Origin of the sequence: Croceicoccus gelatinilyticus, from assembly GCF_018398395.1 — a bacterium.
GTDB classification, from domain to species: Bacteria; Pseudomonadota; Alphaproteobacteria; order Sphingomonadales; family Sphingomonadaceae; genus Croceicoccus; species Croceicoccus gelatinilyticus.
This window is the reverse complement of sequence record NZ_JAHCBF010000003.1, coordinates 323860-345139: the sequence shown is the minus strand read 5'-3', so window position 1 is coordinate 345139 and position 21280 is coordinate 323860. Positions and strand designations below refer to the sequence as shown.

Annotated in this window: 21 protein-coding genes and 1 pseudogene; 9 read left to right on the top strand and 13 right to left on the bottom strand. The window is 63.1% G+C overall.

What is annotated here, in order from left to right:
• Nucleotides 1–2 precede the first annotated feature (2 nt).
• The 5 genes from KIH45_RS09115 to KIH45_RS09095 all read right to left on the bottom strand — a co-directional run bounded on the left by KIH45_RS09115 (nt 3) and on the right by KIH45_RS09095 (nt 5238).
• Nucleotides 3–533, bottom strand: coding sequence for an endonuclease domain-containing protein (locus KIH45_RS09115; RefSeq protein WP_213175681.1), 531 nt, complete (start codon nt 531–533; stop codon nt 3–5).
• Between the two features lie 129 nt (nt 534–662).
• Nucleotides 663–2177, bottom strand: coding sequence for a Fe-S cluster assembly protein SufB (sufB, locus tag KIH45_RS09110; RefSeq protein WP_213175680.1), 1515 nt, complete (start codon nt 2175–2177; stop codon nt 663–665).
• Nucleotides 2174–2614 carry an SUF system Fe-S cluster assembly regulator gene (locus tag KIH45_RS09105; protein ID WP_066764395.1) on the bottom strand — a complete coding sequence of 147 codons (441 nt, stop codon included), beginning with the start codon at nt 2612–2614 and terminating at the stop codon, nt 2174–2176. Before KIH45_RS09105 ends, sufB begins: the two co-directional genes overlap by 4 nt.
• 143 nt (nt 2615–2757) lie before the next feature.
• Nucleotides 2758–3159, bottom strand: coding sequence for a hypothetical protein (locus KIH45_RS09100; RefSeq protein ID WP_213175679.1), 402 nt, complete (start codon nt 3157–3159; stop codon nt 2758–2760).
• 18 nt (nt 3160–3177) lie between these two features.
• Nucleotides 3178–5238, bottom strand: a complete 2061-nt coding sequence (locus KIH45_RS09095; RefSeq protein WP_213175678.1) for a toll/interleukin-1 receptor domain-containing protein — start codon at nt 5236–5238, stop codon at nt 3178–3180.
• An 89-nt stretch (nt 5239–5327) separates the two neighbouring features.
• Between KIH45_RS09095 and KIH45_RS09090 the strand changes: the two genes are divergently transcribed.
• Nucleotides 5328–6011 (top strand): Crp/Fnr family transcriptional regulator, encoded by a 684-nt coding sequence (locus KIH45_RS09090; protein WP_213175677.1) that lies wholly within the window; start codon nt 5328–5330, stop codon nt 6009–6011.
• A gap of 19 nt (nt 6012–6030) precedes the next feature.
• Here KIH45_RS09090 and KIH45_RS09085 read toward each other — a convergent pair whose 3' ends face one another.
• A complete protein-coding gene (locus KIH45_RS09085) occupies nt 6031–7620 on the bottom strand; it encodes a tetratricopeptide repeat-containing protein (RefSeq protein ID WP_213175676.1) in 1590 nt (529 codons plus the stop codon).
• A 123-nt stretch (nt 7621–7743) separates the two neighbouring features.
• Nucleotides 7744–8103 carry a UrcA family protein gene (locus KIH45_RS09080; RefSeq protein ID WP_213175675.1) on the bottom strand — a complete coding sequence of 120 codons (360 nt, stop codon included), beginning with the start codon at nt 8101–8103 and terminating at the stop codon, nt 7744–7746.
• A 503-nt stretch (nt 8104–8606) separates the two neighbouring features.
• Between KIH45_RS09080 and KIH45_RS09075 the strand changes: the two genes are divergently transcribed.
• From KIH45_RS09075 to KIH45_RS09065, 3 genes are all read left to right on the top strand, one after another.
• On the top strand, nt 8607–9647 hold the full coding sequence (locus KIH45_RS09075; protein WP_213175674.1) for a quinone-dependent dihydroorotate dehydrogenase: 1041 nt from the start codon (nt 8607–8609) through the stop codon (nt 9645–9647).
• 10 nt (nt 9648–9657) lie between these two features.
• Entirely contained in the window at nt 9658–11355 is a 1698-nt protein-coding gene (gene ggt, locus KIH45_RS09070; protein ID WP_213175673.1) for a gamma-glutamyltransferase, read from the top strand.
• A gap of 63 nt (nt 11356–11418) precedes the next feature.
• On the top strand, nt 11419–13269 hold the full coding sequence (locus tag KIH45_RS09065) for an AMP-dependent synthetase/ligase (RefSeq protein WP_213175672.1): 1851 nt from the start codon (nt 11419–11421) through the stop codon (nt 13267–13269).
• A 1-nt stretch (nt 13270) separates the two neighbouring features.
• Here the strand turns inward: KIH45_RS09065 and KIH45_RS09060 are convergent, their stop codons facing one another.
• From KIH45_RS09060 to KIH45_RS09045, 4 genes are all read right to left on the bottom strand, one after another.
• Nucleotides 13271–13780: a hypothetical protein gene (locus tag KIH45_RS09060; protein ID WP_213175671.1), complete on the bottom strand. Its 510-nt coding sequence runs from the start codon at nt 13778–13780 to the stop codon at nt 13271–13273.
• Nucleotides 13777–14313 carry a hypothetical protein gene (locus KIH45_RS09055; RefSeq protein ID WP_213175670.1) on the bottom strand — a complete coding sequence of 179 codons (537 nt, stop codon included), beginning with the start codon at nt 14311–14313 and terminating at the stop codon, nt 13777–13779. Before KIH45_RS09055 ends, KIH45_RS09060 begins: the two co-directional genes overlap by 4 nt.
• A 127-nt stretch (nt 14314–14440) precedes the next feature.
• Nucleotides 14441–15436, bottom strand: coding sequence for a sulfur carrier protein ThiS (gene thiS, locus KIH45_RS09050; protein WP_213175669.1), 996 nt, complete (start codon nt 15434–15436; stop codon nt 14441–14443).
• Nucleotides 15437–15519: 83 nt separating this feature from the next.
• Nucleotides 15520–15894 carry a MerC domain-containing protein gene (locus KIH45_RS09045; protein ID WP_213175668.1) on the bottom strand — a complete coding sequence of 125 codons (375 nt, stop codon included), beginning with the start codon at nt 15892–15894 and terminating at the stop codon, nt 15520–15522.
• Between the two features lie 98 nt (nt 15895–15992).
• On the opposite strand from KIH45_RS09045, the gene KIH45_RS09040 reads away from it, so the two are divergent.
• The 5 genes from KIH45_RS09040 to KIH45_RS09020 all read left to right on the top strand — a co-directional run bounded on the left by KIH45_RS09040 (nt 15993) and on the right by KIH45_RS09020 (nt 20092).
• Nucleotides 15993–17099: a COX15/CtaA family protein gene (locus KIH45_RS09040; protein WP_213175667.1), complete on the top strand. Its 1107-nt coding sequence runs from the start codon at nt 15993–15995 to the stop codon at nt 17097–17099.
• Nucleotides 17096–17425 carry a divalent-cation tolerance protein CutA gene (gene cutA / locus KIH45_RS09035; RefSeq protein ID WP_213175666.1) on the top strand — a complete coding sequence of 110 codons (330 nt, stop codon included), beginning with the start codon at nt 17096–17098 and terminating at the stop codon, nt 17423–17425. Before KIH45_RS09040 ends, cutA begins: the two co-directional genes overlap by 4 nt.
• Nucleotides 17426–17562: 137 nt before the next feature.
• Nucleotides 17563–18042 (top strand): 50S ribosomal protein L13, encoded by a 480-nt coding sequence (gene rplM, locus KIH45_RS09030; protein WP_213175665.1) that lies wholly within the window; start codon nt 17563–17565, stop codon nt 18040–18042.
• A complete protein-coding gene (gene rpsI / locus KIH45_RS09025) occupies nt 18042–18548 on the top strand; it encodes a 30S ribosomal protein S9 (RefSeq protein WP_213175664.1) in 507 nt (168 codons plus the stop codon). Before rplM ends, rpsI begins: the two co-directional genes overlap by 1 nt.
• Before the next feature lie 122 nt (nt 18549–18670).
• Nucleotides 18671–20092 carry an amidohydrolase family protein gene (locus KIH45_RS09020; protein WP_213175663.1) on the top strand — a complete coding sequence of 474 codons (1422 nt, stop codon included), beginning with the start codon at nt 18671–18673 and terminating at the stop codon, nt 20090–20092.
• On the opposite strand, the gene KIH45_RS09015 is transcribed toward KIH45_RS09020, so the two are convergent.
• Both KIH45_RS09015 and KIH45_RS19515 read right to left on the bottom strand, forming a co-directional pair.
• Complete coding sequence (locus KIH45_RS09015; RefSeq protein WP_213175662.1) at nt 20089–20775, bottom strand: CDGSH iron-sulfur domain-containing protein; 687 nt, start codon at nt 20773–20775, stop codon at nt 20089–20091. The genes KIH45_RS09020 and KIH45_RS09015 overlap by 4 nt on opposite strands.
• A 191-nt stretch (nt 20776–20966) precedes the next feature.
• Nucleotides 20967–21179 (bottom strand): annotated as a pseudogene (locus tag KIH45_RS19515) (CatB-related O-acetyltransferase); the annotation flags it as partial.
• Between the last annotated feature and the right edge of the window lie 101 nt (nt 21180–21280).

Below are 21280 nucleotides of genomic sequence, written 5' to 3'. Positions count from 1 at the left end.
TATCAGTCTCTTTTGGGGCCGCGAGCGGTGCGGGGTTTGTAGCCCTGCCCGCTGTTTTTCTTTTCGTCGAAGTGCTTGCGCCGCGCTTCCTGCCGGTCTGCAATACGCATCCGCATTCCGGCGGTGATGCGCTTCAGCACGTCGTCCATGTTGGTGAGGATGTCGTCGGCCTTGATGCGCATGACGCGGATGCCAACGGCCTCAAGGCTCTTGTCGCGGCGCTTGGCCAGCGTCTCGTCCTCGCCTTCCTCGTCGATGTCGATCGCCATGCCGAGGCTGTGGCAGTTGAAGTCGACGATGGCGCTGCCGACGACGGCGTGGCGCTTGAAGGTATAGCGGCCCATGTCGGCCTCTGCGAACTTTTCGGCCAGCGCCTTGTGCGCAGGCGTCGAATGCCGCCGCATCTCGCGCGCACGATCGTGCAGCGCGTCGAGCCGCGATTCGGAAATTTCCCAGCCGCGACCCTTCTTCTTGATCGCGGGTTCGGCGTCGTCTGTTGCGGGACGCAGGGTGAGGGGTTTGCGTTCAGTCAATGTCATGCTCGTCATTTGAATATCGGCGCAGTCGCGCGCTGAAGGCACCATTCACGATCATACCCAAGACTTTCGGATATGCTTTCAGCGTTTGAAGGCTGACTAGAGCGCGAAAGTAAGAGCGCAAGCTCACCCCACGCTCCCCTCAAGCGAGATCGCGAGCAGCTTCTGCGCCTCGACCGCAAACTCCATCGGGAGCTCTTTCAGCACTTCCTTGGCAAATCCGTTGACGATCAGGGCCACGGCCTGCTCCTCGTCCAGCCCGCGCTGCATCGCGTAGAACAGCTGGTCATCGCTGATCTTCGATGTCGTCGCTTCGTGCTCGATCTGGGCAGTGGGGTTTTTCACCTCGATATAGGGCACGGTATGCGCGCCGCATTCGCTGCCCAGCAGCAGGCTGTCGCACTGCGTGAAGTTGCGCACGTTGTCGGCATTCGGGCCCACGCGGACGAGGCCGCGATAGGTATTGTCGGACTTGCCCGCGCTGATCCCCTTGGAGATGATCGTCGAACGGGTGTTCTTCCCGTTGTGGATCATCTTCGTGCCGGTATCGGCCTGCTGGCGATTGTTGGTGACGGCGACCGAGTAGAACTCGCCCACCGAGTTTTCGCCGTTGAGCACGCAAGAAGGATACTTCCACGTGACGGCAGAGCCGGTTTCCACCTGCGTCCAGCTGACCTTGCTGTTCTTGCCCTGGCACAGCGCGCGCTTGGTCACGAAGTTGTAGATGCCGCCCTTGCCCTCGGCATCGCCGGGATACCAGTTCTGGACGGTCGAATACTTGATCTCCGCATCGTCTAGCGCGACCAGTTCGACCACGGCGGCGTGGAGCTGGTTTTCATCGCGCATCGGCGCGGTGCAGCCTTCGAGATAGCTGACGTAGCTGCCTTCGTCGGCGACGATCAGCGTGCGTTCGAATTGGCCCGTGTTCTCGGCATTGATGCGGAAATAGGTCGACAGCTCCATCGGGCAGCGCACGCCCTTGGGGATGTAGACGAAGGTGCCGTCGGAAAAGACCGCGCAGTTGAGCGTGGCAAAGAAGTTGTCGTGCATCGGCACGACCTTGCCGAGCCACTTCTTGACCAGATCAGGGTATTCCTTGATCGCCTCACTGATCGAGCGGAAGATGACGCCCGCTTCTTCCAGTTCCTTGCGGAAGGTCGTGGCGACCGAGACAGAGTCGAACACCGCGTCCACGGCCACCTTGCGCGCGCCTTCAACGCCGGCAAGCACTTCCTGCTCTGCAATCGGGATGCCCAGCTTGTCGTAGACGGCCTTGATCTCGGGATCGAGTTCGTCGAGCGATTCCAGCTTCGGCTTCTTCTTGGGCGCGGCGTAGTAATACGCGTCCTGATAATCGATCGGCGGGAAGTTGACCTTGGCCCAGTCCGGCTGCGGCATGGTCAGCCAGTGGCGGTATGCCTTGAGGCGCCATTCCAGCATCCATTCCGGCTCTTCCTTCTTGGCCGAGATGAAGCGGACGGTCTCTTCCGACAGACCCTTCTCGGCAAACTCCTGTTCGATGTCGGAGGAGAAGCCGTATTCGTAGGTTTCGAGAGCCTTGGCCGCTTCCTTCGCGGCGCGGTCCTTCTCGATCGCCTCGTCCTGGGCTGCTTTCAGCACTTCTGCCTGTGGGTCGTTCATGCGGGTACTTCCAGATCGGGAATGTCTTGCGGGGCTTTTTCGTGGGCGAGATCGACCAGCGAAATGCCGGATAGCGCGGAGCGGATGGCACGGTTGACCTGCGGCCAGTGCGCGCGGGTGCCGCAGCGCAGTTCGATGGCGCAGTCGCCATCCTCGTCACAGCACTGGGTAAGCGCGATGGGGCCTTCGATCGCCTCGACAATGTCGGCGACGGTGATCGCGGCGGCCGGGCGCGCAAGGCGGAAACCGCCGCCCGCGCCGCGCACCGAACGCAGCAGGCCAGCGGAGGAAAGCCTGCTCACCAGTTTCTGCACGGTGGGCAGGGGCAGGCCGGTTTCTTCCGAGATCTCGGACGCATTGGTGCGATCGCCGCCACAGTGAAGGGCAGCGGCACGCATCGCCACGACGGCGTAGTCGGCCATGCTCGAAAGCCGCATGTAAGCTCGTGCTCCCAGGTGTAATCGGATGATCATTCCTTAATCGGAACGATCCGGTCCGGTTTCACCTAGGGATGCACTGCCGCCGATTCAATCAAAACCGACTGTTGAGAGTCGTTTGCATCAAACAGCGGAAAAGACGCCTATCCGCGGTCGACGATGATAGGATCGCAGAATGCGAACGTGCCGTCGTCGTTGGTGGACTGCAGCAGGACGGCGTATTCGTATTCCACGCCGGCGGTTCCGCCAGACGTGACCGTCAGTTCAAGGTCCTGGTCGTCGGTACCGACACGCGCGTTGAAGGCGATGTCGCCATTCTTGATCAACACGCCGATAAAAGCGCCGTTGTTATCGGTCAGCGCAGTCCACGAACTGTAACCTGCCGGAATGAAGTCGGTGTTCGATGCGAACTCCCACTTGTTGTCCTGCGCGATCGTCAGTTCAACGATCCCGTCTGAATTCGGCATGATTGTTCGATTGTCGACATTCACGCCGCTCTTGTTGACGTGGAATTTCACCTTATTCGGATAGCTTGAGCTAGCCATAGTCCCCACTCCTTTGCGTTATTCTGCAAATATTCCCCCGAAAGCAGAGGCAGGCGCACCGGCCTTTTCCTCCGAGCAGAATTCCTGTTTGCCGCGCGTTCGGCGGCACAATCTCTTTTCCTGCACCCGCTGCAGCATCTTGCGATGATGCGACGCGGCCAGCACCTCACCCGCCTGCTCCCACGCCTTTTCGCGCGCGGCGCTGCCGGCGGACGCATTGTCGCCGATTGCGATCAGGATGGCGGCACGGGCCGGGGCGCTGGTCGTAAGCCCCTCGAAATCGCCAGCATATTCGCGTTTTGCGTAGAGATCGAGTGTCTTCGGTTCGGCAACGCCCAACCCCGCGGCATAGGCCAGCGCGAGCAGGTAGAACTCGTCCGCCTCGTCCGTGCCCTTGCCTTCGCTGTCCGTGATCTTGCGTGAAATGGCGCGCAAATCCGCCGTCGCTTCGCTCTTGCGCCCACTGCGCCACTTGCAAAGCGCCATCTGCGCACGGTCGAAATCGCGGTCCTGTTCCCAGACCTTGTTGTCGGGGTCGAGCGCGATGAGTTCGCGCCATCGGCGGTCCGCCTGCTCCAGACTGGCGCACCCGTCCTTCATCCGGCCTAGTCCAAAGCGCAGCCCCGCCAACTGATCGAGAGCGATGGCGCGGTACCGGTCGACCTGCCGATCCGTGCCGTCGTCGAACGCGTCGAGCTGCGCGATCTGGCGGATGCGGGCTTTCTCCGCCCCTATGTCGTCACCGGCATAGTCGTGAGTGGTCGCCGCGTGCGAAATCGCCTGCAAGATTGCGGTTCGGGTCGTTCGGTCCTGCGGTTCGATCAGCCGGTAGAGCCGCTCGGCCTCCTCGAAAGAGGCGAGCGCATCGTCGAAACGCCCGATTTCGCGGTAAACGACACCGAGATTGAGTTCGCCCGAGGCCGCTTCCAGCTTGGAGGTTGGATCGTCGGGCTTCAATTCGACCAGCTTGCGGCCAAGATCGCGGTATCTTCCCAGATGCACCGCTGCGTTTGCCCAATCGGCCTGTTCGTAGAAGCCGTATCCGACCCAGAATTCGCTTTGCGAATGATCGAATACGCGCTGCCAGTTGTCGGGATCGTTTTGCAGCGCCGCACCAGTGGCGCGCGCTGCCTCGACGAAACTGCGCCGTGCCTGTTCGGGCTGTCCGCGCAAGGTTGCGACTTCACCCACAAGATGCAGCGCACGCGCCTTGCGGCCCAGCGCATCGATGTCGAGATCGGACTGGTCCTGATCCTCGTAATAGGACAGCGCGCGATCCCCCACCGAATCCAGCACGTCGAGCCGCCCGACCTTCTCGAGGCGGGGTTTCAGATCGGTGATCATGAATTCGACAAGACTGTCGGCCTGTGCGCGCTGGTACTGCGCCTCGTCACGGGCGCGCACGGCGGTATAGGCCAGCAGGCTGGTGCCGATCATGCCGAGCACCGATGCCGAGGCGAGGATGGCCAACCTCCGGTGCCGCCGCTGCGCATCGCGGCGCACGATCCGGTCAAGCTTTACGCCAAGGATACCCGCGACCAGCTTCAGCCGCGCCAGCCGCTTGCCATCGCCGCCATCACGAAAATCGGCGGCGAGAGGCTCGATCGGCGTGTCGGTCAGTTCGCCATCCGGCCCCATCGCGAAACGCAGGGCGCGCGGCAGGCATTCCTCGTCCTCACGCCCTGGGATCGCGCTGGCATGCGGCTCACCCGAATGAATCGCGGCCAGCACCATGCCGTCGGGGCGCACTTTGCGGAAATAGCGGATTTCCTCGTCCACCCAGCGCGACTTTGCAGCCGCCGGAGAGCAGATCACGATCAGGCTGCGCGACGCGGCGATCGCCTCGCGCAGCCGGTCACCCAGGTCGTTCGCCGCCTCCAGTTCCTGCCGATCGCGGAAAATGGGAAACAGGCGCTTGGGCAGGGCCTGTTCCTCGCCATCCTCGACACGGATGTGGCGGGGCAGGCGATATGTCTCAAGCGCGCGATGCAGCCACGTCGCGAAGGGCGTATTGCCATGAGAGTAGCTGATAAATGCCCAGTAAGTGGCGCCCCCGCCCGGTCCTGCGTCCCCGGTCATGCCCGACATCCCTGCCCCGATCTGGGCTGCCCCGATTTCTCAAGCGGGCAGCTTGCGTGTCCATATCGCGCGGCAGTATCGTGATACGCATGATCCGCAACCCCGATACTGAAACGGTGCAGGCCATTGCACGCGGTTTCGACTGCGACGACGCAGTTGCGCTGTCGCTTGCGCGGCAGGCGCAGAGGGTCAATTTCGAACCGCGCGACATCGTGCTCGCCAGCGGGCAGCGGGCAGAACACCTGTTCCTCATGATCCGCGGTCACGCGCGGATGCTGGCCATTTCCATCGACGGGCGCATGGCTGTGATCGAGGAATTTCGCGACGGCGACCTGTTTGGCGAGGGCGCGCTGACCGACGAAGGGCCAGGGGCGGAGACCGGGGACGAAGTGGTCGCGGTAAGCCACAGCACGACCTGCAGCCTCGAATCGCACGTCATGGTCGCGGCCATGTCCGCCCATGCCAGCGTCGCGATGGCGATCTCGCGCCGTCTGCTGAAGCGGTTGATGACGCAGAACCGCCGCATGGCCGAGGTTTCGACGCTTTCCACTGTCGGCCGCATCCATGCAGAGCTTCTGCGGCTGGCGCGCGACGGCGCAAACCTCACGATTTCGCCGCCGCCGGTACTGACGCAATTCGCGCTCAGCCTTCAGACGACGCGTGAAACCGTGTCGCGCGCAATCAGCAAGCTGGAAAAGAAAGGGATCGTGAAGCGCGAGGAAACCGGGCTTCGCATCGTGGCCGAACACCGGCTCGAGGAACTGATCTTCTGATCGGAGAGGCGCGAGGCCCCTAACCATCGCGCAAGGCAAAGAGGGTCAGTCCCTCACACTCCCCGACAGGTTCGGCATAGACCACGCCCGGCGCGGCAAGAAACAAGGCGGATGCGAAAGGCTCGCTCACCGTCACCACTCCGGGCAGGGCCTGTCCGGCAAGGCGCGAAAGGTCTGCCACACCGCGACCGGCAAGAGCGGCCGGTTCTTCGAACCAGTGGGCCAGCGCGTAGTGGCCGGCGATGGTCAGCGGGGCCTTGAAGCGATGCGCTTGCAGTTCGCAGGCAAATTTCCACGCCGCCTCGGGCGTGCCAAAGGCCGCGATGCGCGTATTCCCATTGGAAAGCACGATCGCCGGCTGCGCCTCCATTGCCGCCAGCACATCGCGCAAAGGGTATAGCAGTTCGTCAGCCGCCCTCTCGAACGAGGCTTCATCGAGATCGTCGAGCCCTGCAAAGCCGATCTGCAACATTGCGGCCAGCCTGCGGTCGGGCCGCCCCTCGGGCGGCTTCGTCGCGGAGGCCTGCACGCTTTCGACACGCGGCCAACGCAAGTGGTGGCTGCGGCGACCAGCATCCTGCCAGCGCGTAGCATCGCGCGCCGTGGCGCGCCCCTTGCCCAGTTCGCCCCCTTCGTCATCAACGATGGTAAGCTGCACTGCCTCGCTCCCCATCATCGAGGCGTGGAGCACGGCAGATCCCATCGCGACGTCGGATGCAAGCGCAGTGGCCAAAGGTTCGTAAGCGCCCGTATCGGTAGCAGTGGTTACGATACTTTCCGCCGCCTCAAGGCAGGCGCGGAATCGCGTTTCCCACTCTGCGCCATAAGGACGGATCGACTGCGCGGCGAACGCCTCGGGCGTCAGTGGCAGGACGACATGCAGTTCCGCACCGCGTGCCAGCAAACGTTCGGCAATCAGGATGTCGGCCCCTGCGGCCAGCGCTCCAAAGCCCAGGCCGATCGCTTCTTCTTCCAGCACGGAATCGATCCGGTCGGCCAATGCGGCCACGTTCTTCGCATCGACGCCCATATGGCCAGCGAAGTGGAGCGAGCGTGGCGGGCGGAATTCATCGAGCCAGTCGGCGTCGTCGCCCCGCGCTTCGACGATCAGCCGCAACTGGCGCAGCGTGCTCGCCATGTCCTCGTGGTTGTCTGGTGAAGCCTCCAACGCCGAGATGAGCGCTGCTCTTGCTCCCGCGGTATCGCCGATAAGCAGCAGGGCCTCGGCGCGAGTTGCGGCGAGGTAGAACGGCGTTTCCGCCAGGTCCGTGTCACTTTCCAGCCAGTCTACGACAGAGGCGGCCATTTCGCGTGCGCCCGCATCGTCGCCCGAAAGCAGGCGCAGGGTCGCCACGTTGATGCGGGTGTAGGGCTGAGGCAGCAGGGCATCGGCGCGTTCATAAAGCGAGGCTGCCTCTGCCATTATCGCCCGCCGTTCCTCGCCCGACAGGCGAAGAGCGCGATCCTTTCGCAAGCGGCCCTTCACCGCGAGCGTCGAGGCTTCTTCCCGCCCTTCGAAGCCACCGGCTGCAAAGAGGTGTTCGGCATGGTCGAGCGCGCCCGCGCGCGCCGCCGTGATGATCGCGGGAAGCGTCGGCTTCATCGGCATTTACGATCCTCGGTCAATTTCCGTCCCCCCTGCGACGGTCGTTGCAAGCAAGTGCTTAGCACAAATGGAGAAAGTCCGAACCCTTTCGGGTCCGGACCGTCTCGTTACGATTTTCCGCACGGTTCAGCGTGCGGGTGGACGCGGCGCCTTGAACGGTTCTGCAGCAACCATGACAGGGCGGTTGTTCCGCGAGTCGATGACGGCTGCGACCTGAACTTCGGTGCGCTCCAGCGTTTCTTCCCTGCACTCGCGCTCCATTGCCATGATAGCTGCACCACGCGTCCCCGGGATGGTGCAAACCTTCTTGGCGGCCCGGCGGACTGCGCGGCGAAGGTCACTGACCCCATCCTCGCTCGTCAGATCGAAACCAAGAGTATCGATTTCGATGGAACGCTTGTCGTCTTCGGCATGAGCAGCGGAAGAAATACCGGCGGCAGCGACCCCGGTGGCGATAATCGCGATGAATGCTTTCTTGAAGTACATGATAAGAGCTCCCCACAGTCTTGCATGTAATTGTTGCGACCATCCAAGAAGTACTCATCATTCCGATTCGTTGCGCGTGACCATCATCACGAGTAATTTTATTACATAAGCAACTCTCTGAGTCCTAGACGAATTAATTTTTTTAGGCCTATGTCAGTGGCTGACAATTTACTTAGCCCAAAACGGCGAATGCCCGGACCTGTAAAAGATCCGGGCACCCCCCACGGACACCGGCGCGGACAAACGCCGGTAGGCCTTGCAAGCGAGCCCTGGTCATCGGACCATGACGGACGGCTCAGCTCACAACGTACAGAACGGAAACTCCCCCAAGTCCCTGCCCTGTATCTGCTGTCGAAAACGGGTTTACGCCGGGGTCTTGGCGGCTACGCGTGACGGCGGTCACGCCTGCGCAGAAAAATGCGTAATTGTCCCGAGGCGACTTTGCGTAAATTGCATCGAGCCGCCGTTCGACATTGCACAAAGCCTCTCTTATAGGCGCGCGCATGGTCTATTCGCTGCTGCGCCCGCTCATCTTCCGTCTCGATGCCGAACAGGCGCACGGTGTCGCGCTCGACGCGCTGAAGACGACACCCAGTTCGCTGCTGGCCAGCCCGCCGCGCCCCGATCCGGCGCTGGCGATGGAAGTTGCGGGGATCACCTTCCCCAACCCCGTCGGCATGGCCGCCGGTTTCGACAAGAACGGTGAAGTGCCTGATGCGCTGCTGCGCTGCGGCTTCGGGTTTGCGGAGCTGGGCAGCGTCACTCCGCGTCCGCAGGAGGGTAATCCCAAGCCGCGCCTGTTCCGCCTTGCCGAAGACCGCGCCGTCATTAACCGCATGGGCTTCAACAACGAAGGCGCCGCAGCGGTCGAGACCCGCATGAAGCGCCGCGAAGGCCGCCCGGGCGTTGTCGGCATCAATATCGGCGCAAACAAGGACAGCGAGGACCGCGTTGCCGACTATGCGACGATGACGCGGATCATGGCGCCCTATGCCAGCTATCTCGCAGTCAACATCTCCAGCCCCAACACGCCCGGCCTGCGCGCTCTGCAGGACGAGGGCGCGCTGACCGGACTCCTCGACGCGGTGCTGGACGCGCGGGGAGATGAAGGGCCGCCGGTGTTCCTGAAAGTCGCGCCCGATCTGGAACCCGCCGACGTTGATGCGATTTCGCGCATCGCGATCGAAAAGAAGCTGGGCGCTCTAATGGTGTCGAACACCTCGATCACGCGGCCTCCGCTCGCCTCCAAGAACCGCGATGAAGGTGGCGGGCTTTCGGGCGCGCCAATCAAGGCGCTGGCGCTGCAACGGCTGCGCGATTTCCGCAAGGCCACAGGGGGCGCCATCCCGCTGATCGGCATCGGCGGTATCGCTACGGCAGAAGACGCGTGGGAACGCATCCGTGCTGGCGCGAGCCTCGTGCAGCTTTACTCGGCCATGGTCTATGAAGGTCCGGGCATCGCAGCCAAGATCGTGCGCCGCCTGCCCGCCCTGATGGAAAGCGACGGATTTTCCTCGATTGCGGAAGCGGTTGGCAGCGAATAGCCTGCGCCCCATGATCCAACGCCTGATTGCCGTCCTCGCCGCGCCGCTTGCGCTTGGCGCCTGCGCGACGCTCCCTGCCGAAACCACCCCTGCCCGCCCCGCTACCGGAATGGTGAGTGCCGCCGATCCACGCGCGGCGGAGGCGGGTGTCGCCATGCTCAAGGCGGGCGGCAACGCGACCGATGCAGCTGTGGCGACGATGCTGGCGCTAACCGTGGTCGAACCGCAATCGAGCGGGATCGGCGGCGGCGGGTTCCTGGTGCTCGACCCCGAGGGGGACGGCGACCCGACGACATACGATGGCCGCGAAACGGCGCCTGCCGCAGCCACGCCTGCGCGCTTCCTCGACGCATCGGGCCAGCCGCTGCCGTTCCGCGCCGCTGTCGAAAGCGGGCTCAGCGTCGGCGTGCCGAGCAACATCGCCCTCGTCGCCAAGGCGCATGGCGAGCATGGCGCGCTTCCGTGGAAAGACCTGTTCGGGCCTGCCATCGCGCTGGCCCGTGACGGGTTCGCGATCTCGCCGCGTCTACGCGAAAGCCTCGACCGCTGGCGCTCGGTCGGCGCGATGAGCGCGGAAGGGCGCGCCTTGTTCTACGGTACTGATGGCGAGCCGCTTCCGGTCGGTACGACGGTCCGCAATCCCGGGATCGCTGCCTTCCTTGAAAGGGTCGCCAGCGAAGGACCTGACGCGTTCTACACCGGCAGCAACGCCGCTGCTGTCGCGAGCACGGTCTCCGCGGCGACGCCTGCGGGCAAGGGCGCGATGACGCTGGCAGATGTCGCTAGCTACGAAGCGAAAGAACGTTCTTCGGCCTGCGGCACCTACCGCCTCTACGTCATCTGCGGCATGGGCCCGCCATCGTCTGGCGCGACCACCGTTTTTGCGATCCTCAAGCAGATCGAGCGGTTCGACATGGGCGCTTATGGCCCCGAAAGTCCGGTCGCCTGGCACCTGGTTGCCGAATCGACCCGTCTCGCCTTTGCCGACCGCGGGCGCTGGCTGGGCGACAGCGACTTCGTCGACGTTCCGCTGCCGGGCCTGATGGATGAGGGGTATCTCGTAAAGCGCGGACAGCAGATCAGCGCCGACAGCACGATTGCCGATCCGCAGGCCGGTCTGCCGCCCGGCGCGATGGCGATCATGAGCATGGCCGATCCGCAGCCGGAGAACGGCACTTCGCATTTCGTCGCGATTGACGGCGATGGCGGGGTCGCCAGCTATACCTCGACGGTCGAAAGCGCGTTCGGATCGGGGCTGATGGTGAACGGCTATTACCTCAACAACGAACTGACCGACTTCAACTTCGCCCCCGGCACGGCAAACAGCGTCGAGGGCGGCAAGCGTCCGCGTTCCTCGATGTCGCCATCGATCGTCTATGACCCCGACGGCACCTTCCGCCTTGCCGTGGGTGCTGCCGGTGGTTCGACGATCATCACGCAGGTCGCCAAGGCGCTGATCGCAGTGATCGACTGGGACATGAGCGCGCAGGACGCGATCGACCTGCCGGTGATCTATGCGCCGGGCGATACCGTCTTCGTCGAGGAAGGCACTGCGCACGAGGCGATGATCCCCGCCCTCCAGGCGCTCGGCCATGCGAAAGTCACGACCCGGCCCGGCACCTACAAGGGCAACGCGGTGGAGCTGGTGGACGGCGAATACGTCGGCGCCGCAGACCGCAGAAGCGAGGGGATGGCGGTAGCTCAATAGGTTGCCGCTAGGGAACGCGCGCCCTAGAAGCGCATTACGGAGAGGAAAGGAAGGACACGCCGCATGGCGAAAACCACTGCGGGTGGACCGCATTCGGGCCCGAACGGGTTCACTATTGCCGAGATTGATGAGGCGCAGAACCTCGTCTCGCTGTTCCTGCATCGCGCCGAACGGTTGGGCGATGCACCTTTCCTCTATGCCAAGATCGACGGTAGCTGGCAGCCGCTGAGCTGGTCCGAAGTTGCCCGCCAGGTAACTCTGCTGGCCGAAGCGATGCTGGCCATCGGCCTCAACAAGGGCGACCGCGTCGTCATCGTCAGCGAGAATCGCCCCGAATGGTGCATTGCGGACCTTGCAATCATGGCCGCGGGCCTTGTCAGCGTGCCCGCATACACCACGAACACCACGCCCGATCACTTGCACGTGCTCGAGAACTCGGGCGCGCGGGCGGCATTCGTGTCGTCGGCGAAACTGGGCAAGACGCTGCTTCCCGCCGTGCTGAACAGCCCTTCGGTCGAGCATGTGATCTCGTTCGAGCCGCTGAAGCAGGAACAGGTCGGCACGGCCCGCTTCCATACTCTGGCCGACATGCTGACCGGCGATGCCGATGCCGCGCACAAGGCGGTGACGACCCGCATGGACGGCGTGCAGCGCGAGGACCTTGCCTGCATCATCTACACCAGCGGCACCGGCGGGGCGCCGCGCGGCGTGCGCCAGCATCACGGCGCAATCCTGATGAACTGCGCGGGCGCCGGGCGCGTGATCGCAGAAGATTTCAAATGGGAAGAAGAGAGCTTCCTCTCCTTCCTCCCGCTAAGCCACGCCTACGAGCATACCGGCGGGCAGTTCTTCCCGATCTGCCTTGGCGCGAAGATCTATTATTCCGAAGGGCTCGATAAGCTTGCCGGAAATATCGAGGATGTCGGGCCGACGATCATGGTCGTCGTCCCGCGCCTGTTCGAAGTACTGCGCTCACGCATTCTCAAGCAGTTGCAAAAGCAGGGCAAGGCCGCGCAGACGCTGGCGGACCGGGCGATGGCGCTGGTCGAGCGCCAAGCCGAGGGCCGGAGCCGTCCGCTGCTCGATGCTCTCGAGAACCGCGTCCTGAACAAAGTCTTGCGCCCCAAGGTTCGTGCCAAGTTCGGCGGGCGGATCAAGGCGATGGTTTCGGGCGGCGCGCCGCTCAATCCCGAGATCGGGTACTTCTTCACCGGCCTCGGCCTGCCGCTGCTGCAAGGCTATGGCCAGACCGAAAGCGGCCCCGTCATCTCGGTCAGCCGTCCGGATTCGGGGCTGAAGATGGATACCGTCGGCCCGCCGATCCACGGTGCCGAGGTACGCATCGCCGAAGATGGCGAAATCCTCGCGCGCGGCGAAATGGTCATGCATGGGTACTGGCAGAACGCAGAGGAAACCGCGAAGACGCTGGTTGACGGCTGGCTCCACACAGGCGACATCGGCCACTTCGACGAACGCGGGCGGATCAAGATCACCGACCGCAAGAAGGACATGATCGTCAACGACAAGGGCGACAACGTCGCGCCCCAGCGCGTCGAAGGCATGCTGACGCTGGAGCCGGAGATCGCGCAGGCCATGGTCTCGGGCGATCGCAAGCCGTACATCGTCGGCCTGATCGTGCCCGATGCCGAATGGTCACGCGACTGGGCGCGTGAGAACAAGGTCGAGAACGACTGGACGAAGCTGAAGGACAATCCCGACTTCAAGGCGGCGGTCCGCAAGGCGGTGGACCGCGTGAACGTCGACCTGTCGGTGATCGAGAAAGTGCGCCGCTTCGAATTCGCGGACGAGCCGTTCACGATCGAGAATCATGAGATGACGCCGTCCTTGAAGATCCGACGCCACAAGATCCGCGACCGCTATGCCGATCGGATCGGATCAATGTACAAAAGTTAAGTCAGAAGCCGAAGTTGGTCTGGAACTGCTCCAGCTCGATGCTGAGCAGGGTATAGGCCGCGTCGAGCACTTCCTCGAACGCTTCGGCCTCGACCTTGTCGGCGACCCACTGTTCGATCTTCACGCTGTCGCCGCTGCCAGTCATCGAATCGAAGCGCGCGTGCCAGCGTTCCTTGTTCTGCATGAGTGCCGTGATCACCCCGCTGACCACGAAAGGCCGGCGTACGCCCAGTTTCGACCAGGCATCGATGGCGCGGACGACGTTGGAACGCTTGCCTTCGCCGCCAGTCTCGGCCTCTGCAAGATCCCGCAAGATGCCAAGCTGTTCGTGCGAGGGGAGCGTCAGGTCGACCTCGTGTCCAGCAGCCTCGGCCACCATCAGCGTTTCGCAGATGATCTCATCACTGCGCGCGTAGAGGTTCATGCAGCGGCCTCGCCAGCTACAGATTTCGTCCCAATGGGGTCCGTTTCCGCCGGTTTCGGGCACCGGCTGTCCCGTGATAGCGCTCAATGGATCTCCGCCGACTGGTCTTCGATCCAGTCAGGATAGAATCCCGGACGGCGCTTTGACCAGCCCGGAGCGCACGCGGCGGCCTCGCTGATCGAGTGGAGCAGCACCTTGCGCCGTTCTGGCACAATCTGCGGCAGCGCAGAGGCAGCACAAAAGGCTGCGGGCAGCCAGGGACGCACTTCCGGGCCGAGCAGACGCTCATAAAGGAAGCGGTAGGCCGCGAATCCGTTGATGCACCCTTCGCCAAGATCGGCTGCAGTCAGCGCGATGAGACGGCCCATGAAGCGCTCCATCTTGTCACCGCTCTGCATCGCGGGAAGCGCGGCGCGAAGCGTGCGAAGCTGCTGGTAGGCCAGCGTCTGGCGGCGGATCGAAGAAGCCTCGTCGGGATTGCGCGCCCAGCGGGCCAGTGCGTCGGCGCGGGCGAGGCCAATGTCGAGACCTCGTCGGATATAACGCTGCTCCGCCGGGTCGAACTCGGCAAATTCGCGAAGTTCCGCGATTGCCAGAGATGCCGTGTCGAGCTGCGCCATGATCCTTCCTTCTCGTCCTGCACAGTTCCCGCATCTGTGGCGGGAGTGTTCTGCAAGATTGCGCGAAACGGGGTTAGGATCGGGTTAAGAGGCGCGCTGATTTTTGCGCCCGATTGCTCTTTTCAGGTCAGATCAGACCGGCAAGCGGGCTCGACGGGTCGGCGTACTTACGCGTGGCCATGCGGCCTGCGCGATAGGCGGCGCGGCCTGCTTCGACCGACAGTTTCATGGCGTGGGCCATGAGGATCGGGTCCTTCGCCTCGGCAATGGCGGTGTTCATCAGCACGCCTTCGCAGCCCAGTTCCATCGCGACGGCGGCGTCGGATGCCGTGCCAACACCGGCATCGACCAGCACCGGCACGCTAGCGCCTTCGACGATCAGGCGGATTGTCACGCGGTTCTGGATGCCGAGACCCGACCCGATCGGCGCGCCCAGCGGCATGATCGCAACCGCGCCTGCATCTTCCAGCTGCTTGGCCGCGATCGGATCGTCGGCGCAGTAAACCATCGGCTTGAAGCCTTCCTTGGCGAGGACTTCGGTCGCGCGGATCGTTTCGATCATGTTGGGATATAGCGTCTTTGCCTCGCCCAGCACTTCCAGCTTCACCAGGTCCCAGCCGCCTGCCTCGCGCGCAAGGCGCAGGGTGCGGATCGCGTCTTCTGCGGTGAAGCAGCCCGCCGTGTTGGGCAGGTACGTGATCTTCTTCGGGTCGATGAAGTCGGTCAGCATCGGTGCCTTGGGGTCCGATACGTTTACGCGGCGTACCGCGACCGTGACGATCTCGGCTCCGCTCGCCTCGACCGCGGCGGCGTTCTGTTCGAAATCCTTGTACTTGCCCGTGCCCACGATCAGGCGCGAACGGAAGGTCTTGCCGGCCACCGTCCAGCTATCGTCGTTTACCGAACTCACGTCACCACCTCCCACGAAATGCACGATTTCCAGCTTGTCACCCTGCGCCAGACCCACGCCTTCCAGCGTCGAGCGCGGCACGATGTCGCCATTGCGCTCCACCGCGACTTTCGCCGGGTCCAGTTCGAGCAGGCGGGCAAGGTCCGCGATCGAACTGCCGCGGGGAATACGGCGGGTCTCGCCGTTGACGATGATGGAGATCTGTTCGGACATGGAAGGCGACATAGCCGCTTTGCCCGCCGCTTCAACCTCCGCGATGCAAGAGCGCGGGGGCGGTCGGTGCTTTTATCCGGCGGTCAGAACGAATGGGCGCGCAAGTTCATGACATGCGCGATCGCGACGCAGACAACGCCCGCGATAGTCAGGAATGCCTCGGGCGCGCCGTGCGGAACGATGAGAGCCACGCCCATCAGCGCCAGACCGAACCCGCCCACGGCCAAAGGCAGCATCCGGCCATGGCGCAAAACGCCCACTCCGATGGTCGCCGCCCCGACAAGGATCGCAAGACCAAGGCCGAATTCATGTATCTCGGGCGCCAGCAGCCACTGGCCGCCAAGGCCCAGCAGACCGACGAGCACAATGCTCGCCACGCAATGCACGGCACACAGGCCGGATAGGGCGATTCCCATCCGGTCCAGCTTCAGGCGCGTCGCATAGCTTGGTCGTTCCATGAGGGGCCATGTATGTAACAATATATCATTTAACAAGCGGAATCCGCGAGACGCCCTTGCGCTTTGCGGCAAAGCGAAGCAGATGCGGGTCCGAAGACATGAAGACGGCCCTCATCTATCCCCCCGATTCCGTCCGCTATGGCAGTGAAAGGCCGCTGGCCCTTTCGCGCTGGCTGGCGGTTGTCGCGGCTCTCGTAATCCTGATGATCGCAGTGGGCGGCATTACCCGCCTTACTGAATCAGGCCTTTCCATCACCGAATGGAAGCCCGTGACCGGCGCGATACCACCGCTGAGCGAATCCGCGTGGCAGGCCGAATTCGACGCGTACAAGCAGATCCCCGAATATATCGAGGTGAATGGCCCGGCGGGTATGACGCTGGCCGAATACAAGTTCATCTACTTCTGGGAATGGTTTCACCGCCTGCTGGGCCGGCTGATCGGGCTGGCCTTTGCCCTGCCGCTAGCCTGGTACTGGTCCCGCGGAGCAATCCCTGCCGGATACAAGCCGCGCCTGCTGGCTCTTCTGGCCCTTGGCGGAATGCAGGGCGTGTTCGGGTGGATGATGGTGCGTTCCGGCGTCGGGACCGAGGCCATGCTCGATATGCGGACCGACGTTTCGCACTACTGGCTCTCGATCCATCTGATGACTGCGCTGTTCACGTTGGGAGGTCTTGTCTGGACCGCGCTCGACTTGCGCAACTGGGCGCGTAGCGATCCGCACGCAGGGCTGTCGGGCTTCAGCATCTGGGTCCTCGCGATTCTCGCAGTGCAGTTGCTCTACGGCGCGTGGATGGCCGGTCTTAACGCAGGCTATGTCGCCGGTGGCGGGCTGCTCAATTCGTGGCCGCTGATGCAGGGAAGCCTGTTCCCCGAAGGCATCGACTGGTCTCGCGGCGCTTTGTTCGCGTTTACGGCAGACCCCTACCTCGTGCACTTCATCCATCGCTGGTGGGCATGGGTCGCGGTGGCTGCTCTCGTCGTCATGGGCCGCCGACTTCGGGCCAAGCACCGGCATATCTCGATCTTCCTTCATGCCGCGTTCGGCACGCAGATCCTGCTTGGCATCGCGACGATCTGGACCGGGATGGAAATCTGGGTCGCCGTGGCGCACCAGGTCGTCGGCGCGCTTGTGCTCGTCACCACGGTGTGGGGTGCGCATGCACTTGGCTTTCGCGACAGGATGCCGGGGAGCGTCCTGAAATGAGCGGGGCGGCGCTGATCTGGGCTCCTTTCGAGGACGAAGACAGTGCCGCAAAGGTTGCCGATGCCCTGCTCGACGAAGGCCTTATCGCCTGCTGCAACATGATCCCGATAAAGTCCCGCTATGTCTGGCACGGCGAACGCGGCGCAGGCGAGGAAGTGGGCGCCCTGTTCAAGACGAGGGCCGACATGCTTCATCGCGCGGTAGTCAGGCTGGAAGAACTTCACCCTTACGATACCCCCGCGATCACCGGATGGACCTGCGGGGCCGCAGGCGGCGAAACCCTGGCTTGGTTGGCCGGAATAGAGCCTATCGCTGACGGGGCCTGAAACGTGCGGTATTATTTTACCGCGTCTGAAAGCCCCCGATTTGCTTGACTTGCAGGCCCGATGCGCACAAAAGCGCGCCAACTCGCCGCGGCAGCCCCGTGGCGATTCTCTTTTTTCAACGTAAGGAACTGAAAGCCATGAAGGCGCTCAGCACCCAGACCCGGTCGATCAAGCCGGCCGAGGTCGAAAAGAACTGGCACATCATCGACGCCGATGGTCTCGTCGTCGGTCGTCTGGCGGTGATCATCGCCAACATCCTGCGCGGCAAGCACAAGCCGACCTACACCCCGCACGTCGATTGCGGCGACCACGTCGTCGTCATCAATGCGGACAAGGTGAAGTTCACCGGCAACAAGACGCAGGACAAGAAGTACTACAAGCACACCGGCTATGCCGGCGGCATCAAGGAAACCACTCCGGCGAAGATCCTCGAAGGTCGCTTCCCCGAGCGTGTCCTTGAAAAGGCCGTTGAGCGTATGGTTCCGCGCGGCCCGCTCGGCCGTCAGCAGATGAAGGCTCTCCACCTCTACGCCGGCACCGAACACCCGCACGACGGTCAGAAGCCCGCCGTGATCGATGTCGCTGCCCGCAATCGCAAGAACAAGGTTGGTGCATAATGGCCGACAACGAAGTTAAGGATCTGTCCGATCTCGCCGAGCTGACCGAAGGCACCGAGATCGAGAACACCGAAGCCCAGGTTCCCACCACGCCGCTGCGCGAGCAGGAGCTTGACAATTTCGGCCGCGCCTATGCGACCGGTCGCCGTAAGGACGCCGTCGCACGCGTCTGGATCAAGCCCGGTTCGGGCAAGATCACCGTCAACGGCCGCGACCAGGAAGTCTACTTCGCGCGTCCCACGCTGCGCCTCGTCATCGACCAGCCCTTCGCGATCACCGATCGCCAGGGTCAGTACGACGTCGTCGCCACCGTCAAGGGTGGTGGCCTCTCAGGTCAGGCTGGCGCCGTGAAGCACGGTATCTCGCAGGCCCTGTCGAAGTACGAACCCGCCCTGCGCGGCACCGTCAAGGCAGCCGGCTTCCTCACCCGCGACAGCCGCGTGGTTGAGCGTAAGAAGTACGGCCGTGCAAAGGCACGTCGCAGCTTCCAGTTCTCGAAGCGCTAAGTTTCGACGAAACTTTCGAGAAATCGAAAAGAAGAGGGCGGTCCCGGCGGGGCCGCCTTTTTCGTATCCGCGCTTCCCATTTCCGCCGCATCATGCATGTTGCGCAAAGAATGGGAGGTCGCATGAAGAAAATAGTCACGCTCGCCACTTTATCACTGGGAATGGCGACACCTGCGCATGCCGGTACCACAGCCCTCGTCGGCGCGACTGCCATCGACGGGACCGGCACCGCGATCGAGGATAGCGTGATCCTTGTCGACGAAGGCAAGATCTCCTGCATTGGCACCGCCGATGACTGCAAGGTCCCGAAAAAAGCGGACATCGTGCAGCTCGCAGGGCGTTACGTAACGCCGGGCCTCATCGACGCACATGTCCATTTCGCCCAGACCGGCTGGCTCGACGGGCGGCCCGACGGGCTCAATGCACCCGATATCTATCCCTATCCCGAAACAATGGCTGCGCTTCAGGCCGATCCGGGCCGCTGGCATCGGGCCTATCTGTGCTCGGGCATTACCTCGGTCTTCGATGTCGGCGGAGCGGACTGGAGCGTTACGGGCGAGCATGCGACCGATACCGACCGTCCCGACCGCGCCCGCGTTCGCGCAGCGGGCCCGCTGATCACCCATGCCAGCGAGTACAATGCGAACTACGTCGCGGATGGCCACCCCGAATTCGCACCATTTCTGCCGTTCGATACCGATGACGAGGTTCGCGCAGGGATTGCCCACCTTCAGGCGATCGGCTCGAATGCGGTGAAGGTCTGGTTTCTGAAGCCAAAGCCCGAACGGCGCGAGGAACTGGAGAACCGCCTGCTCCTGACCGGCCAGCTCGCGAAACAGGCTGGCCTGCCGCTGATCGTCCACGCAACCGGACTGGACGAGGCCAAGGCCGCCCTTCGCGCCGGAGCATCGATCCTCGTTCACAGCGTCGACGACAAGCCGGTCGATGCCGAGTTTCTCGATCTGCTGAAAGCGAACGACACGGTTTACACGCCCACTATCGTCGTCGGCGAAGGCTGGCTGCGCGCGATGGCCGCCGTCGCGACGGGCGCTGCCTACAACATCGACGATCCGGGTAAGTGCGTCGACGATGCAATCATCGAACGGATCGTGACGCCGGAACGACTCAAGGGACAGGCCGAGCGTCTCACGCCCGACTACGTCGTCGACAGGGCGCTGGCCATCGGGCGCGAGCAGGCGATCATGGCACACAACCTGCGCGCCATCCGCGATGCAGGCGGGCGCATCGTGACCGGCACCGATGCGGGCAACCCGCTGGCGCTCCACGGCGCGTCGATCTACTGGGAAATGGAAGCGATGCAGGCTGCTGGCATGACACCGGTCGAAGTGATCGAGGCCGCAACGATTGCAGGCGCAAAGGCCATGGGCGTCGACGGCGAAACCGGCTCACTAACCGCAGGCAAGTCTGCCGACCTGCTCATCATGCCCGATGATCCGCGCAAGGATGTCACCGCCTTCCGCCTGATCAGCCACGTGATGCGCAAGGGCACCTTGTACGAGCAGCACGAACTGCAGGTCCGCTAGGCGCGGTCGGAAAACCCGATCTTGATGTGCGAACCGTCGCAGAACGGCTTGTTTCCGCTCGCGCCGCAGCGGCATAGCGCCATGCGACCCCGCGCCTCGTAAGGCTCTCCGTCCGCGCCGGTCAGCGACACGCCGCCTTCGACATAGAGCGGACCCGAACACTCCTCTGCCGGGTCCTGCGTGGTCGAGATGCGCTTGTCGCGGGGCTCTTCGACCATGTCGCCGCTTTCGGCGTCGACTGCCACCAGTCGACCCGACGGGCAGCAGGCGATCTGTTTGAGAAACACCTCCGCGACCTCGTCCTCATCGGTCCGCTCCACTTCTTTCCACACGGTCTGATACGTGTCGCAGAACCGCGCCACGGCGCAGAGGTCTTCCTTGTCGAGCAAGTGATAGCGCGGACCTTCGAGCTTCTTCGCCTTCTCAGCAAAGCCGCTGCGGTCTGCGGTTTCGGTGCCGTCGAAATCGGTATCGTTGTGGCTGCCGTCGCAGAACGGCTTGTTCGCGCTGTGCCCGCAGCGGCACAGGTAATAAGTCGGCTCGGCACCATGTTCGCCGGTCTTCGCCCAGTCGAGCGAGGCACCGTCCGGACCGGTATCGATCTTCTGTTCGATTAAGGGGATCGAAGCGCTGACCTCGTAGGGGCCGTCTTCGGTAATCTTGATGCCGTTTTCGTCTGCCATGCCCGATCAACCGACCGGCAAGCCATGCGGTTCCGCATTCATTCGGCGCCCGAAAGCGTGAATCTCCCTCTGGATCCTTTCTGCACAGAATGGGTCTCCACGTTCAAAGGCGGCAAATCCGCTTCGATCACCTTTTTCGCGCACTCTGCCGGCTTGGAATAATCGAGCTTCAATGAACGCAGGTCATAGCGCCACCATTCGCTCTTGAGCAAAAGCGCAATTGTCTCTGGTGGGAATCTGTAGCGCAAAACCTTGGCGGGTGTGCCACCTACGATCGCGAAGGGAGGTACGTCGCGGGTGACGACAGCCCGTGCGGCGATGACCGCCCCGTCACCGATCTTCACGCCAAGCGAGATGAATGCACCTTCACCAATCCAGACATCATTGCCAATCACGATCGGACCGTTTTTGCCTTTGCCTGCCTTCTGGACGACGGCATCCATGTACTCGTCGTCATTGAAGCCACCGCGGTTCCCATGACTGAAAGGATGCGTCGTGAATAAGT